This is a genomic window from Nostoc sp. FACHB-888 (genome assembly GCF_014696655.1).
Taxonomy (GTDB): Bacteria; Cyanobacteriota; Cyanobacteriia; order Cyanobacteriales; family Nostocaceae; genus Nostoc.
Genome location: NZ_JACJQM010000042.1, coordinates 45,111 through 57,177 on the forward strand (window position 1 = coordinate 45,111; position 12,067 = coordinate 57,177).

Consider the following 12,067-nt stretch of genomic DNA (forward strand, 5'->3'; position numbering starts at 1 on the left):
AATGCTAAAAATTGTAGTTGATGCCACCCCAGTGGATTCAAAACCTAGTGGGGTTGGCTTTTATATTACTAATTTAATACGCGCTCTTGATGTATTACAAAAAGAGGAAAGTTTTCAGTTAGGAGTAGTCTATCAACCAGGGTTAAAAAATTGGCTTCGGGGTGACTTCATTTTTCCTGAATGCTTTAAAAATTCTTCTCAACAATATCTCTTACCTTTACCTGTAAGAATCTCAGATTTATTATTAGATTTAGCTTTTAAACCTAGTTTATCTTACTTGGAAAAATATTTTGGTTCTCCGGATATATTACATGGTACAAATTACTCAGTTTATCCTTGTCAAAATAGTTTAAAGGTAATGAATATATACGATCTAACTTTTATTAAATATCCTAACTATACAGATTCAGTCGTAAAAACATATACAAAAAGGGTAAAGCGATGTTTACAGTGGACAGATTTAGTTTTAACTATTTCAGAAAGCTCTAAAAAAGATATTATTGAATATTTGGAACTAGACCCCAAAAAAGTCTATGTCACACCTTTAGCTAGTCGCTACTCTCCTAATTACTTGTCTGAAGAAGTTGCCCAAATTCTAGAAAAACAAGCTAATTATGATTTTTCCAAGCCATATCTACTTTTTGTCAGCACAATAGAGCCAAGAAAAAATATTAATAATATAATTACAGCCTTTAATTTTTTAAAAGAAAAGTACAAAATTGAACATCAATTAATATTGATTGGGAGGAAAGGATGGAATTACGAACCGATATTTGCGGCTATTGAAAATTCGCCTTGGGCAAACCAAATTTATCATCTTAATTACCTATCTAATGAATTAGTTGCATTATTTTACTCAAAAGCTGATGTCTTCGTTTATCCATCTCACTATGAAGGGTTTGGTTTACCCGTATTGGAAGCAATGACTCTAGGTGTTCCTGTGATTAGTTCCAATACTTCTTCAATTCCAGAAGTTACAGGAGATGCTGCTATATTAGTTGACCCTAATAACCCTATCGAGTTAGGGGAAGCGATACTGAGAGTAATCAGTAATTCCCAGTTACGCCAAGAATTAATTAATAAAGGGAAAGCCAGAGCAAAATTATTTTCCTGGGAAAGAACAGCAAAAGAAACATTAAACGCTTACAGAACCATTATTTAATGAATATAATAGATAATACCTCTGCCAAACAATTAATTATTAACTTATCTATTCTCTTGTCTAAACCAACAGGTATAGGCAACTATGCTCAAAACCTTTTTCCTTATTTAAAATCTTTCCAACCTACTCTGTTAGTAGCGCAAAAATATCCTGATTTTGATTGCTATTCAATCCCGCCAAACTTAACCCCACACCACGGCACAAAAGGTCATTTTAACCGCCTGCTTTGGACACAATTTAAACTACCACAAATATATAAAAACCTCAAATCTAGTCTCTTATTCTCTCCGTTACCGGAAGCACCCCTTTATAGCAATTGTCGTTTTGTCGTCACTTGTTTTGACATGATACCGTTGCGCTTTCCTAAAAGCTTTTCACCACTCACTGCCTACCACCGCTACTACACTCCCCAAGTTCTTAAACAAGCACAACACATTGTTTGCATCTCTCAGACTACGGCTAAAGATATTACCGATTTTTACCAAATTCCCGCCAGCAAAATTACCTCTATTCCCCTTGCTTATGATCGCACTCACTTCTTCCCTATAAATCTACCTACCCGTAAGTACTTTCTCTACATTGGTCGCCAAGACCCTTACAAAAATATACAGCCACTGATCACTGCTTTTGCTGCGTTACCTAACTGCAAAGACTATGAACTATGGTTAGTAGGGCCAAGTGATTTGCGTTACACCCCTACTTTAAAAACCCAAGTTGCAGAACTAGGTATAACTAATCAGGTAAAGTTCCTTGACTATGTACCCTACAACGAATTACCAAAAATCATCAATCAAGCGATCGCTCTGGTTTTCCCCAGTCTCTGGGAAGGCTTTGGTTTACCTGTTCTCGAAGCAATGGCTTGTGGTACTCCCGTCATTACCTCCAATCTCTCCTCTTTACCAGAAGTAGCTGGTGATGCGGCGATTCTGATCAATCCTTACAACACCGGAGAAATTACAGAGGCAATGCAAGCTATTGCTACCGATTCGGCATTGCGATCGCGCCTTTCTAGCCAAGGTATTACTCACTCTCAACAATTCAGTTGGGAAAAAACAGGAAAAGCAACCAGCGAAGTTTTATCGCGCTACCTGTAAAAGATAACCTAACGCCAGAATTTAGATGTAAGGATTTTGGATTTTGTCAAGATTTCAGATTATCTTGACTAATGACTTACAACTAATCCTCAATCCTTATGAAAGCACTAATTCTCTCAGGTGGGAAAGGTACACGTTTACGTCCCCTCACCTATAGCGGAGCAAAACAACTCGTACCAGTTGCAAATAAGCCTGTTTTATGGTATGGCATTGAAGAAATGGTCGCTGCTGGTATTACTGATATTGGCATTATCATCAGCCCAGAAACTGGGGCAGAAGTCCAAGGAAAAACCGGAAATGGAGAATACTTTGGAGCGAACATCACCTACATTATACAAGACCAGCCACTTGGACTTGCTCACGCAGTCCAAATCGCCCGTCCCTTTTTAGGCGATTCTCCCTTTGTCATGTACTTGGGCGATAACCTCATTCAACTAGGTGAGTTACGTTACTTTTTGCAACAATTTAGCCAACAACAGCCAGATGCTCTGATTCTCTTGCGTTCGGTTGTCAACCCTAGCGCCTTTGGTGTGGCTCAGGTAGATGAAACAGGACGAGTATTACAGCTAATTGAAAAACCCAAAGTTCCTCCTTCAAACCTGGCATTGGTAGGAGTTTATTTCTTTTCTCACCTCATCTTTGATGCGATTGCAAATATCCAACCTTCCGCCAGAGGCGAACTGGAGATTACTGGTGCTATTCAATACCTAATTAATCAGGAAAAGCAAGTTTTATCTTACAATCTCCAAGGTTGGTGGTTAGATACTGGTAAAAAAGATGACTTATTAGAAGCTAACCGATTGATTCTCGACACCTATCTGACAGCATCAGTTGTTGGCGAAGCCGATGCCCAAAGTCAAATTATAGGACGAGTCCAAATCGGTGCAAAATCTAAAGTAATTAACTGCACAATTCGTGGACCAGTAATTATTGGTAGCAATTGTCATTTAGAAAACTGCTTTATTGGCCCTTATAGTAGTATTGCCAACAATGCGACACTCATTGATACTGATTTAGAACACAGTGTCATTTTAGAAGGTGCTAGAATTGCCGGAATCCATCACCGCATTATTGATAGCGTGATTGGACAACGGGCACAATTAACTCTTGCACCCCGTCGCCCCAAAGCTTTGCGATTTCTAATTGGCGATGACTGTCAAATTGAATTAACGTGATTTACTTATTAAGAACAAGAAAAACCACAGTCAAAATATTATTCTAATACCTGTAAAATACAAGTATTAAATTATTCTCACAATTAGCATTGTGGCAGATTACTTATAATATTAATGAGCATTGTACCTAGCAAAATTCCCGAAGTTCTACAATTTCAACCTCAAGTATTTGCAGATGATCGCGGGTTCTTTTTTGAAGCTTACAACAATCGAAAATTTGCCCAAGAGACTGGTATTGTTGCCAACTTTGTCCAAGATAACCACTCTTGCTCTAAACAAAACGTTCTGCGTGGATTGCACTACCAAATCCAACAACCTCAAGGTAAGCTCATCCGTGCTGTTGTTGGTACTATCTTTGACGTAGCTGTAGATATTAGAAAAAGCTCTTCTACATTTGGTAAATGGGTGGGTTCTGAACTCAGTGCTGAGAACAAACGCCTACTGTGGATACCACCAGGCTTTGCTCACGGCTTTCTTGTGCTTTCAGAGATAGCCGAAGTTCTCTACAAAACTACAGATTACTACGCACCGCAAGGTGATCGCACCATCCTATGGAACGATCCAGATTTAGCTATAGATTGGCCTTTGAGTACGCTACCGATTTTATCAGCTAAAGACGAAGCCGGGAAACCTTTGAGAACTGCTGAAGTATTTGATTAACGTAGTCATTGGTCATTCGTTGTCAGATACCCAGCTTCTTGCTATACCCTAAGCTTACTTTTATAGTCTGCGGAAAACCTTTGTCTTTCATCGAACTAATCCAAACCAAGTTAAAGAGTGGGCGTGGCTTCTCTTGGACAAATGACAAATGACAAATGACAAATGACTAAATCAATTTTGCTGATTGGTAGCAACGGTCAAGTGGGTAAGGAACTGCAACAAATACTTCCATCCTATGGCAATATTATCTCAGTAGCACGCCCAGCAGTAGACCTTGCTCAACCCGATACCCTCCGCAACGTTATCAGATCAAAGCAGCCACAAATCATCATTAACGCTGCTGCTTATACTGCTGTAGATAAAGCAGAGAGTGAATCGGAACTTGCTAGGGCTATTAATGCGATCGCACCCCTAATTATTGCCCAAGAAAGCCAAAACTTAGGAGCTTTCTTAATTCATATTTCGACCGATTATGTTTTTGATGGTAATGGGTATCGCCCTTACCAGGAAATCGATGCGACTAATCCCTTGAGTATTTATGGTAAAACCAAACTCGCTGGAGAAGAAGCAATTCGGGAAACTTGCGCCCATCATCTCATCCTCCGTACCGCTTGGGTTTATGGAACCTTTGGCAAAAGTAACTTTGTCAAAACTATGCTGCGACTAGGTTCAGAACGCCAAGAAATTCGTGTTGTCGCCGATCAAATTGGTAGCCCGACTTGGGCGCAAGATATAGCCGCAGTAATAGGCCAGGCAATTCCCCAGTTAACCCCAAAAACTAGCGGCACTTATCACTACACAAATAGCGGCGTTGCTAGCTGGTATGACTTTGCCGTTGCCATTTTTGAAGAAGCCCAACAGCTAGGCTTCCCTTTAAAAGTTGAACGTATTGTCCCCATTACAACTGCCGAATATCCAACACCAGCTCGTCGCCCTGCTTATTCTGTCCTTGCTTGTGGAAAAATTTCAGCAGTTCTAGAAACACATCCCCCCCATTGGCGACAAAGACTCCGGCAAATGCTTAAAGATAGGGTAGTGGGTACTGGGGATTGGGAAAACTCTTCCTTAATCCCCAATCCCTAGTCCCCAGTCCCTAGTCGCTATCCCCTTTTTAAAACTCCTGTCTCTTGTTGTATTGGCAAGACATCTAAAATATCAGTTTGGGAACAATACTTTAAATCTTCATGACAGTCAAGACGCAACAATCGTTGGCCATGACTAGCTTGGTGAAGTAATCCCAATAAATTATCTTGCCACTGAGAGTAAAGAGCGATCGCACTAATTACTTCATCATTACCAGCTAATTCCTCTTGTGATAGCTTGGTTTGTTGTACAAGACTATGAGCGATCGCACCTGCACAAACTGTATCCTCTAAAGAGAAACTGCCTTCCCAGCCAGAACCGACAATCCACACTGTCTCTGGTTGCTTCTCTAAAAGGAATTGCACTACCGTCGCCCGGTTAATCAAGGCTGCGGCTAATAGATTTGGGGAATCTTGTACTCTTTGTAAGGCACGAGTGCCATTTGTAGTACTGATAAACAAACGCCTCCCCTGCACTAATTCTGGTGTGCAATCGAGGGGAGAGTTGCCCAACTCAAAGCCAGGTACTTTAGCGCCACCGCGTTCTCCAGCTCGCAGACGTTTTTCAGAGGGCCATTTTTCGCTAATTTCAATTAACTGATCTAAATCGCTGAATACTTGTACAGCTTCGCCTCCAGCTGCCAAAACTGTCGCAATTGTGCTAGTGGCTCGCAAGACATCGACTGCGATCGCACATTCTGGCGCTTTACCCGTTGGAGTCAATTCAGGAGTGTGGTATACGAATAGCTTCACGCGCTGGATACACCTGCTTTAATACTACTGCCGCAAATAACATTTTACCTAGTTGGTGTCACTAACTATAGTTACAATTACTCCCAGAACTTTTTTTATCATCAGAATGCATTATGTAACCCATTCAATAGATAAATATTCAAAAAGTGCATTTTTATGCTTCTATACTTTCAGACTTGCTGCACTATCCTGTAATCTAAAACAAGAACAGGCTTTCCAAAGCTGTATTTGGCAAGCTTAGTTAGCACCACTACGCATACTGACTAAGTTTGCTAAACAAAACCGAAATTTTCACCTCCACTTTGCTTATCCAAAATCTCAAATCGAAATCGCTATGGCACCTTTACCCGACTACCGCCCTAAACAACTATCAGTAGGCCCGTTGGAAGCGGAAATTTTAAATATCATCTGGGAACTTGGTTCAGCCACAGTAAAGGATGTACACGATCGCATTCTGGCTGATCCCAACCGCGAATTAGCGTATACTTCTGTCACCACCGTCTTACGTCGCCTCACTGATAAAGGTTGGCTAGCTTGCGACAAAAAAGAGCGGGCATTCTATTGGCGACCAATGCTAAGTAAGCAGCAATCAGAAGTTATCAAAGCTCACGAACAGTTACAGCGATTTCTAGCGGTGGGTAACCCCGATGTTGTCGCAGCCTTTGCTGATAGCCTAGATGAAGCAGCTAGTGAGCAAATAGCAGCGATCGCCAAACGTATTCAATCTGCACGCCAAGCTAGGGAGGAAAAATGATGCATCTGATAATGATTTTGAATGCTTTGGCAGTTGCTTGGTGGTTAAGATCCGCTTGGAATCAACGCCAAGGTAATTGGAATCTGCGGTGGCAGCGATCACTATTTTTGTTTCTCTTTCCGCCCTTGCTAATTTTCATGACTGCGATCGCTGTGCTGTTCATGGGGCCTCAAGGACAAATGGGCGGAATGTACACAGGCTCAATTAGCTATTTACTAGCATTAATTTATTTAGCATTTTTTGCCATTTCATGCATTAAACTTGCCTTGCAGGGTTGGCAGTCTGTAAAATCTGCCCGTAACTGCCCTTTAGTGATTGTTGGCGATAGACGAGCCAGACTGCTGCAAACGGGCGCGTTGTTTGCAGGTCAAATCGGTTTTTGGCAACCAGAACTAGTGGTTAGCCAAGGATTAGTGCAAACTCTCTCACCCGCTCATTTAGAAAGCGTCTTAGCCCATGAACAAGGGCATCACTATTACAGGGATACATTCTGGTTTTTCTGGCTGGGTTGGGTGCGTTCTTGCACTGCATGGTTGCCAAATACAGAGCCTTTGTGGGAAGAACTTTTAGCTTTGCGCGAACTCCGTGCTGATGGTTATGCAGCATTGCAGGTAGATCCTCTGGTGTTAGCAGAATCACTTTTATTAGTAGTTAGTAGCGGCCCCGTCTTATCAGAAATTTGCTGTGCTGCATTAGGTTCCTCTGGTGCAGATCGCTTAGAACAAAGAGTAGAAGCTCTATTAGCACCACCAGAACCAACACCAGAAGCTCAATTACAATCCTGGCATGGCTTTCTGTTGGCGTTCCTGCCTTTACTGACTGTGATATTTCATAGTTAAGTTGAATTTAGCAAGCTACTACAGCACAAAATCGTGATGTTTGTAACGAAAATCGTAGCGTTGGTAATAAAAACGTATTGATTGTAACGAAATTATTGTGTTTGTAACAAAAATCAGATTGTTTGTAACAGAAATCGTAGTGATTGTAACGAAAATCGTAGCGTTGGTGATGAAAACGTATTGTTTGTAACGAAAATCGTAGTGTTTGTAACAAATATTGCGATCGGAACAAATTAACAAGCGGTAATTACGAATTAGGAATTACGCTTATTCTTCTTCTATTAACTGTTCTATATATTTTTGCACCAAAGGCACTTGAAAAGCATTGCCTTCTTGAGTCAAGATTTCTTTTCGCGTTAGTTTGCGGATAATACCTTTGTCTTGCTGCGTGGGAGTTTCCCCGTGGATTATTTGGCGCAGGAGAGAGCGATCGCCAGTTTCCTAAACTAGATTAACAGCACAATCCCTTTAACACCTTTGCCAAATACTCATACTCCTCTAAAGTATTGTAAATCTGCGCCGAAATCCTTACCAACAGCCGAGGTTGTTCTTGCCACGGCATCACCTGTACTTGAATACCAAACTTATCAAACAACTCATCATGTATAGACATGAAATCGCGGTTTTCCAAAATCGTAGGCAATGGCACAACCGCCATTAAACCAATCATCTCCTCTGGACAAGGCGGCTGCACTTCCAGCGTTTCACAAAGTAGCCGTCTTCCCTGCAACGCCAGCTGAAAGCGGGTTTTATCAGTGCGTGGCGAATTTGTACCGTGGCTAATTGTCAGAGGACGAATTTCTAACTGTTTATCTCGTCGCACATACAAAAATGCTGCCCCTTTGGGGGCACACAGCCATTTATGACAATTCCCGGTGTAATAGCGCCAATTTCTCGTAAATTAAGGGAGATCATTCCAGGTGCACGGGCACCATCTATTAATGTATCTATACCCCGTTGTTGCAACTACTTTACCAACTCTTGAATCGGGAAGATTAACCCTGTCTGGCTGGTAACATGATCCAAAAGTGCTAATCTGGTTTTTGGTGAAACTTGCTTAATTACTGCTGCGATTACTTGCTATGGCGAGTCAATGGGGAAAGGAATTTTTGCCACTACCACCCGCCCCCAATACGACTGGCAATAAAATCAAATGCATTGCGGCAAGCATTATATTCGTGGTTGGTTGTAAGTATTTCGTCCTCTGGTGAAAACGTCAGCGACCTTAACACAGAATTAACGCCAGTGGTTGCATTGGGGACAAATACCAAATCTTGGGTATCAGCACCCACAAACGCCGCTAGCTTACTTTTTGCATCGTCTAATAATGGTTCCCACTCTCTACCAAAAAAGCGTAGGGGTTCTTGTTCTAGTTTCAACCTCAAACGTTGTTGAAACTCCAGCACTTGTTTAGGACAAGCACCAAAAGACCCATGATTCAGAAACGTCACAGCCGAATCAAGCGACCATAAGTCTCTAATGGATAATCTAGAATCCAAAATTTAAAATCCAAAACTGATAAACTCCCCAGGCTGGATTCGAACCAGCGACCAATCGATTAACAGTCGATCGCTCTACCACTGAGCTACTGAGGACCACTCACGATTTATAATCTTAGGGCTAAAAATTGGATTTGGCAAGTACTTTCGCCAATATTTTTTTTAGATACTTAATTAATAGAATTTTTACAGCCAAAATCAATTCAAAAACTTAGGCAGAGACTCTTAAATACTAACTATTTACTGTAATCCCATTCGTAATTCAGCCAGACGCTGTCGCGCCTTAGCATCAATGGCATTAGCTAAAAACCTACTCTTAGATTGTTTGCGCGTATGATACTTTTGCCGCATTCGACAGACAGTAGCTTCCACTTCCCCACAAAGTTGTTGTGCCGACAGCCATTCAGCCCCATAACCCTGTATCATCAACTGCTGTGCCCGATCTGATGTAGCAACAATCACACGCGAAATCAATGATTGGGCTATTTGCTGGCGCATAGACGCACAGGATTTTTCAATATAAGTATCTGCTGTCTGCCCAAAATCAGTGTAATAAACTGATAAAAGCTCAGTAATTATTTCTTTATTGCTAGAGGAGTTCTGATATTGGGCATCAAAAACTATTTGAGTTGCATAACCTTGAAACGCACTATAACCAGTCATCGCTTCCACAAGTTCACCCCGTGCTGCCTCTAGTCCAACACTATCACGCGTTTTTTTAAGGCAAGGCCAAGCGCCTATTATATTGTAGCCGTCTACTAACAAAACGGCTTGGAGTAAGGAACGGGGCATGGTTTTTGATCACAATTTTCTAGAGTTAACAAAATTCATTCATAAGTTTTATAATAATTGATGCATTGTATGTAACACTATGCTACATAGAATAAAAAATATGGCAGCCTCACAAAATTAAAACCTCACACAGACGCACCAACTCAAAACGCGCCTTTGTTTAAAAGGCGCGTTTTAGTTTTTTTCACTAGTGATGAAAATGAAGAGTGCTGAGTTAAAAGATCAGCTATTAAGGGCGGAATATGTACGGCTATTAAAGGCTGAGTACTTTTTACTTCACTCAGCACTCAATTAAGGAGCTTCACTGTGTACCTCCATTAGACGTTCTTTGAGGCGTTGAGCTTCACCCCTATCTACCAGAGAGCCTTTTTCTAGCAAGAAAGCGCCGTCACAGTAATTTAACTCGTCTAATCGATGTGTCACCCACAGAGCTGTTATACCTCGACTTTTGACAAGGCGGCGCACACTAGCAACTAAATCCAACTGGCTATCTGGATCTAGCAAAGCAGTTGGTTCATCTAATAATAAGACTTCGCAGCGACGGGCGATCGCACCTGCGATCGCGACTCGCTGTTTCTGTCCCCCAGAGAGCGCATAAATGGGACGTCGTAGAAAGGTAAGCAAATTTACAGCTCCTAGCGCCTCCTCAACCCTTGCTCTAGTGGCAGCAGGTGGCAACTTTTCTTCCACTAATCCAAAAGCCACATCAGCACCAACCGTTGGCATGACCAATTGATGATCCGGATTCTGGAAGACAAAGCCAACGGGGTGCAAAACTTTAATTTCGCCTGATTCAGGAACTAATAGCCCTGCCAGCAGTCTAAGTAAGGTTGATTTACCACTGCCATTTGTACCCAAGAGCATCCAAAACTCGCCCTTGGGTACTTCTAAAGAGCAAGATTCGATAACCTTCTCTCCATTAGGCCAACTGAAATTTAAATCCTTGACCTCAATGCCCACTTGAGCCATTTGTCAACCTTGGTTACTCAGCAGCTACAGCAAAAAAGCCAGGTGGTCTGCCACCACCTGGGGTTGTACCATCTTTCTGAACAATCTGCACCCCAGAAATTTCACTAGCGCGAACAGCAATTTTTTTCTCTGTCTTGCCCTCACACTTGAGTTCTACAATGTCAGGGTTACCAGAGCGTATTGCTGCCAAAATTAGCTGATAGATAGCCTCAGCATCCTCTGCTGACTTACGTTGTACTGAGATCGGGAAAGCAGTGTTTCTGATGCTTAAATCGATGGTAAACATTTAGCAATAATCAAATTTAACTGTGGACTCATTTTAGCGTCAGCTGACTGATTCTAGGGAAATGGGCATTGAGAACTGGGGATTGGGGACTGGGCATGGAACATTTATTAATTTTTCTCTACCCTGCTCCCTCATCTCCCCACCTCAATCTCAATCAAAAAATAATTTTTATTACAAAACCCCTGGAAAAATTAACGATTTTCACCTAATATGATTAAAGGTGTGTAAAAATTTGTAAACTAGGTTAATAACCCGGTTAACTTTCTGATTATGGAAGGCTTTTATTTAGCCATCTATAATACAGATACAACCTGTACTTATAAACATTTGGAGATTTGCTCTAATGACCATCGCAGTTGGACGCGCTCCCAGTAGAGGGTGGTTTGACGTTCTAGACGACTGGCTCAAGCGCGATCGCTTCGTATTCGTAGGTTGGTCAGGGATACTATTGTTCCCCTGCGCCTTCCTAGCACTAGGCGGTTGGCTAACTGGCACCACCTTCGTCACCTCTTGGTACACGCACGGGTTAGCCTCCTCCTACCTAGAAGGCGCTAACTTCCTAACAGTGGCAGTATCTACCCCCGCCGATAGCATGGGACACTCCCTATTGCTGTTGTGGGGACCAGAAGCTCAAGGTAACCTTACCCGTTGGTTCCAATTGGGTGGGTTGTGGCCATTCGTTGCCCTACACGGAGCCTTTGGTTTGATTGGCTTCATGTTGCGGCAGTTTGAAATAGCGCGTCTAGTAGGTATCCGTCCTTACAACGCTCTCGCCTTCTCCGCTCCCATTGCAGTATTTGTCAGTGTATTCCTGATGTACCCCTTGGGACAATCAAGCTGGTTCTTTGCACCCAGCTTTGGCGTAGCTGCAATCTTCCGGTTCCTGCTATTCCTGCAAGGGTTCCACAACTGGACACTCAACCCCTTCCACATGATGGGTGTTGCTGGTGTATTAGGTGGTGCTTTGTTGTGTGCCATTCACGGAGCCACAGTCGAAAATAC

At 42.1% G+C, this 12,067-nt stretch carries 11 protein-coding genes, 1 tRNA gene and 2 pseudogenes; 8 read left to right on the top strand and 6 right to left on the bottom strand.

The genetic code is table 11. The annotated features are described in order from the left end of the window. Position 1 precedes the first annotated feature (1 nt). The 5 genes from H6G26_RS23065 (at position 2) to rfbD (ending at position 5,174) form a co-directional block, all read left to right on the top strand. On the top strand, positions 2 to 1,162 hold the full coding sequence (locus H6G26_RS23065) for a glycosyltransferase family 1 protein (protein ID WP_190731501.1): 1,161 nt from the start codon (positions 2 to 4) through the stop codon (positions 1,160 to 1,162). Further along, positions 1,162 to 2,256 carry a glycosyltransferase family 1 protein gene (locus tag H6G26_RS23070; RefSeq protein ID WP_190731503.1) on the top strand — a complete coding sequence of 365 codons (1,095 nt, stop codon included), beginning with the start codon at positions 1,162 to 1,164 and terminating at the stop codon, positions 2,254 to 2,256. The genes H6G26_RS23065 and H6G26_RS23070 overlap by 1 nt, the downstream gene beginning before the upstream one ends. 98 nt (positions 2,257 to 2,354) lie before the next feature. Continuing rightward, positions 2,355 to 3,431: a glucose-1-phosphate thymidylyltransferase gene (locus tag H6G26_RS23075; RefSeq protein ID WP_190731505.1), complete on the top strand. Its 1,077-nt coding sequence runs from the start codon at positions 2,355 to 2,357 to the stop codon at positions 3,429 to 3,431. A gap of 114 nt (positions 3,432 to 3,545) precedes the next feature. Beyond that, complete coding sequence (gene rfbC / locus H6G26_RS23080) at positions 3,546 to 4,091, top strand: dTDP-4-dehydrorhamnose 3,5-epimerase (RefSeq protein WP_190731506.1); 546 nt, start codon at positions 3,546 to 3,548, stop codon at positions 4,089 to 4,091. Positions 4,092 to 4,253: 162 nt separating this feature from the next. Then, positions 4,254 to 5,174: a dTDP-4-dehydrorhamnose reductase gene (gene rfbD / locus H6G26_RS23085; protein ID WP_190731508.1), complete on the top strand. Its 921-nt coding sequence runs from the start codon at positions 4,254 to 4,256 to the stop codon at positions 5,172 to 5,174. A 17-nt stretch (positions 5,175 to 5,191) separates the two neighbouring features. Here the strand turns inward: rfbD and H6G26_RS23090 are convergent, their stop codons facing one another. Then, complete coding sequence (locus tag H6G26_RS23090; protein WP_190731510.1) at positions 5,192 to 5,926, bottom strand: 2-phosphosulfolactate phosphatase family protein; 735 nt, start codon at positions 5,924 to 5,926, stop codon at positions 5,192 to 5,194. Positions 5,927 to 6,260: 334 nt separating this feature from the next. Between H6G26_RS23090 and H6G26_RS23095 the strand changes: the two genes are divergently transcribed. Next, complete coding sequence (locus H6G26_RS23095; RefSeq protein ID WP_190731512.1) at positions 6,261 to 6,680, top strand: BlaI/MecI/CopY family transcriptional regulator; 420 nt, start codon at positions 6,261 to 6,263, stop codon at positions 6,678 to 6,680. Continuing rightward, positions 6,680 to 7,519 (top strand): M56 family metallopeptidase, encoded by an 840-nt coding sequence (locus H6G26_RS23100; RefSeq protein WP_190731530.1) that lies wholly within the window; start codon positions 6,680 to 6,682, stop codon positions 7,517 to 7,519. The genes H6G26_RS23095 and H6G26_RS23100 overlap by 1 nt, the downstream gene beginning before the upstream one ends. Before the next feature lie 451 nt (positions 7,520 to 7,970). Here the strand turns inward: H6G26_RS23100 and H6G26_RS23105 are convergent. From H6G26_RS23105 to H6G26_RS23125, 5 genes and pseudogenes are all read right to left on the bottom strand, one after another. After that, positions 7,971 to 9,018, bottom strand: a pseudogene (locus H6G26_RS23105) (aminotransferase class V-fold PLP-dependent enzyme). A 24-nt stretch (positions 9,019 to 9,042) separates the two neighbouring features. Further along, positions 9,043 to 9,114, bottom strand: a tRNA-Asn gene (locus tag H6G26_RS23110). 144 nt (positions 9,115 to 9,258) lie between these two features. Continuing rightward, entirely contained in the window at positions 9,259 to 9,810 is a 552-nt protein-coding gene (locus tag H6G26_RS23115; protein ID WP_190731514.1) for an NYN domain-containing protein, read from the bottom strand. Between the two features lie 291 nt (positions 9,811 to 10,101). Beyond that, positions 10,102 to 10,779 carry an energy-coupling factor ABC transporter ATP-binding protein gene (locus tag H6G26_RS23120; RefSeq protein WP_190731516.1) on the bottom strand — a complete coding sequence of 226 codons (678 nt, stop codon included), beginning with the start codon at positions 10,777 to 10,779 and terminating at the stop codon, positions 10,102 to 10,104. A 13-nt stretch (positions 10,780 to 10,792) separates the two neighbouring features. Beyond that, on the bottom strand, positions 10,793 to 11,065 hold the full coding sequence (locus H6G26_RS23125; protein ID WP_190731518.1) for a hypothetical protein: 273 nt from the start codon (positions 11,063 to 11,065) through the stop codon (positions 10,793 to 10,795). 343 nt (positions 11,066 to 11,408) lie between these two features. Between H6G26_RS23125 and H6G26_RS23130 the strand changes: the two are divergent. Further along, positions 11,409 to 12,067, top strand: a pseudogene (locus tag H6G26_RS23130) (photosystem II D2 protein (photosystem q(a) protein)); the annotation flags it as partial.

What these genes read in the sequence shown, in the direction of transcription:
- H6G26_RS23065 (WP_190731501.1), top strand. Translation starts at nt 2, where the DNA reads ATGCTAAAAATTGTAGTTGATGCCACCCCAGTGGATTCAAAACCTAGT.
- H6G26_RS23070 (WP_190731503.1), top strand. Translation starts at nt 1,162, where the DNA reads ATGAATATAATAGATAATACCTCTGCCAAACAATTAATTATTAACTTA.
- H6G26_RS23075 (WP_190731505.1), top strand. Translation starts at nt 2,355, where the DNA reads ATGAAAGCACTAATTCTCTCAGGTGGGAAAGGTACACGTTTACGTCCC.
- rfbC (WP_190731506.1), top strand. Translation starts at nt 3,546, where the DNA reads ATGAGCATTGTACCTAGCAAAATTCCCGAAGTTCTACAATTTCAACCT.
- rfbD (WP_190731508.1), top strand. Translation starts at nt 4,254, where the DNA reads ATGACTAAATCAATTTTGCTGATTGGTAGCAACGGTCAAGTGGGTAAG.
- H6G26_RS23095 (WP_190731512.1), top strand. Translation starts at nt 6,261, where the DNA reads ATGGCACCTTTACCCGACTACCGCCCTAAACAACTATCAGTAGGCCCG.
- H6G26_RS23100 (WP_190731530.1), top strand. Translation starts at nt 6,680, where the DNA reads ATGCATCTGATAATGATTTTGAATGCTTTGGCAGTTGCTTGGTGGTTA.
- H6G26_RS23115 (WP_190731514.1), bottom strand. Translation starts at nt 9,810, where the DNA reads ATGCCCCGTTCCTTACTCCAAGCCGTTTTGTTAGTAGACGGCTACAAT.
- H6G26_RS23120 (WP_190731516.1), bottom strand. Translation starts at nt 10,779, where the DNA reads ATGGCTCAAGTGGGCATTGAGGTCAAGGATTTAAATTTCAGTTGGCCT.
- H6G26_RS23125 (WP_190731518.1), bottom strand. Translation starts at nt 11,065, where the DNA reads ATGTTTACCATCGATTTAAGCATCAGAAACACTGCTTTCCCGATCTCA.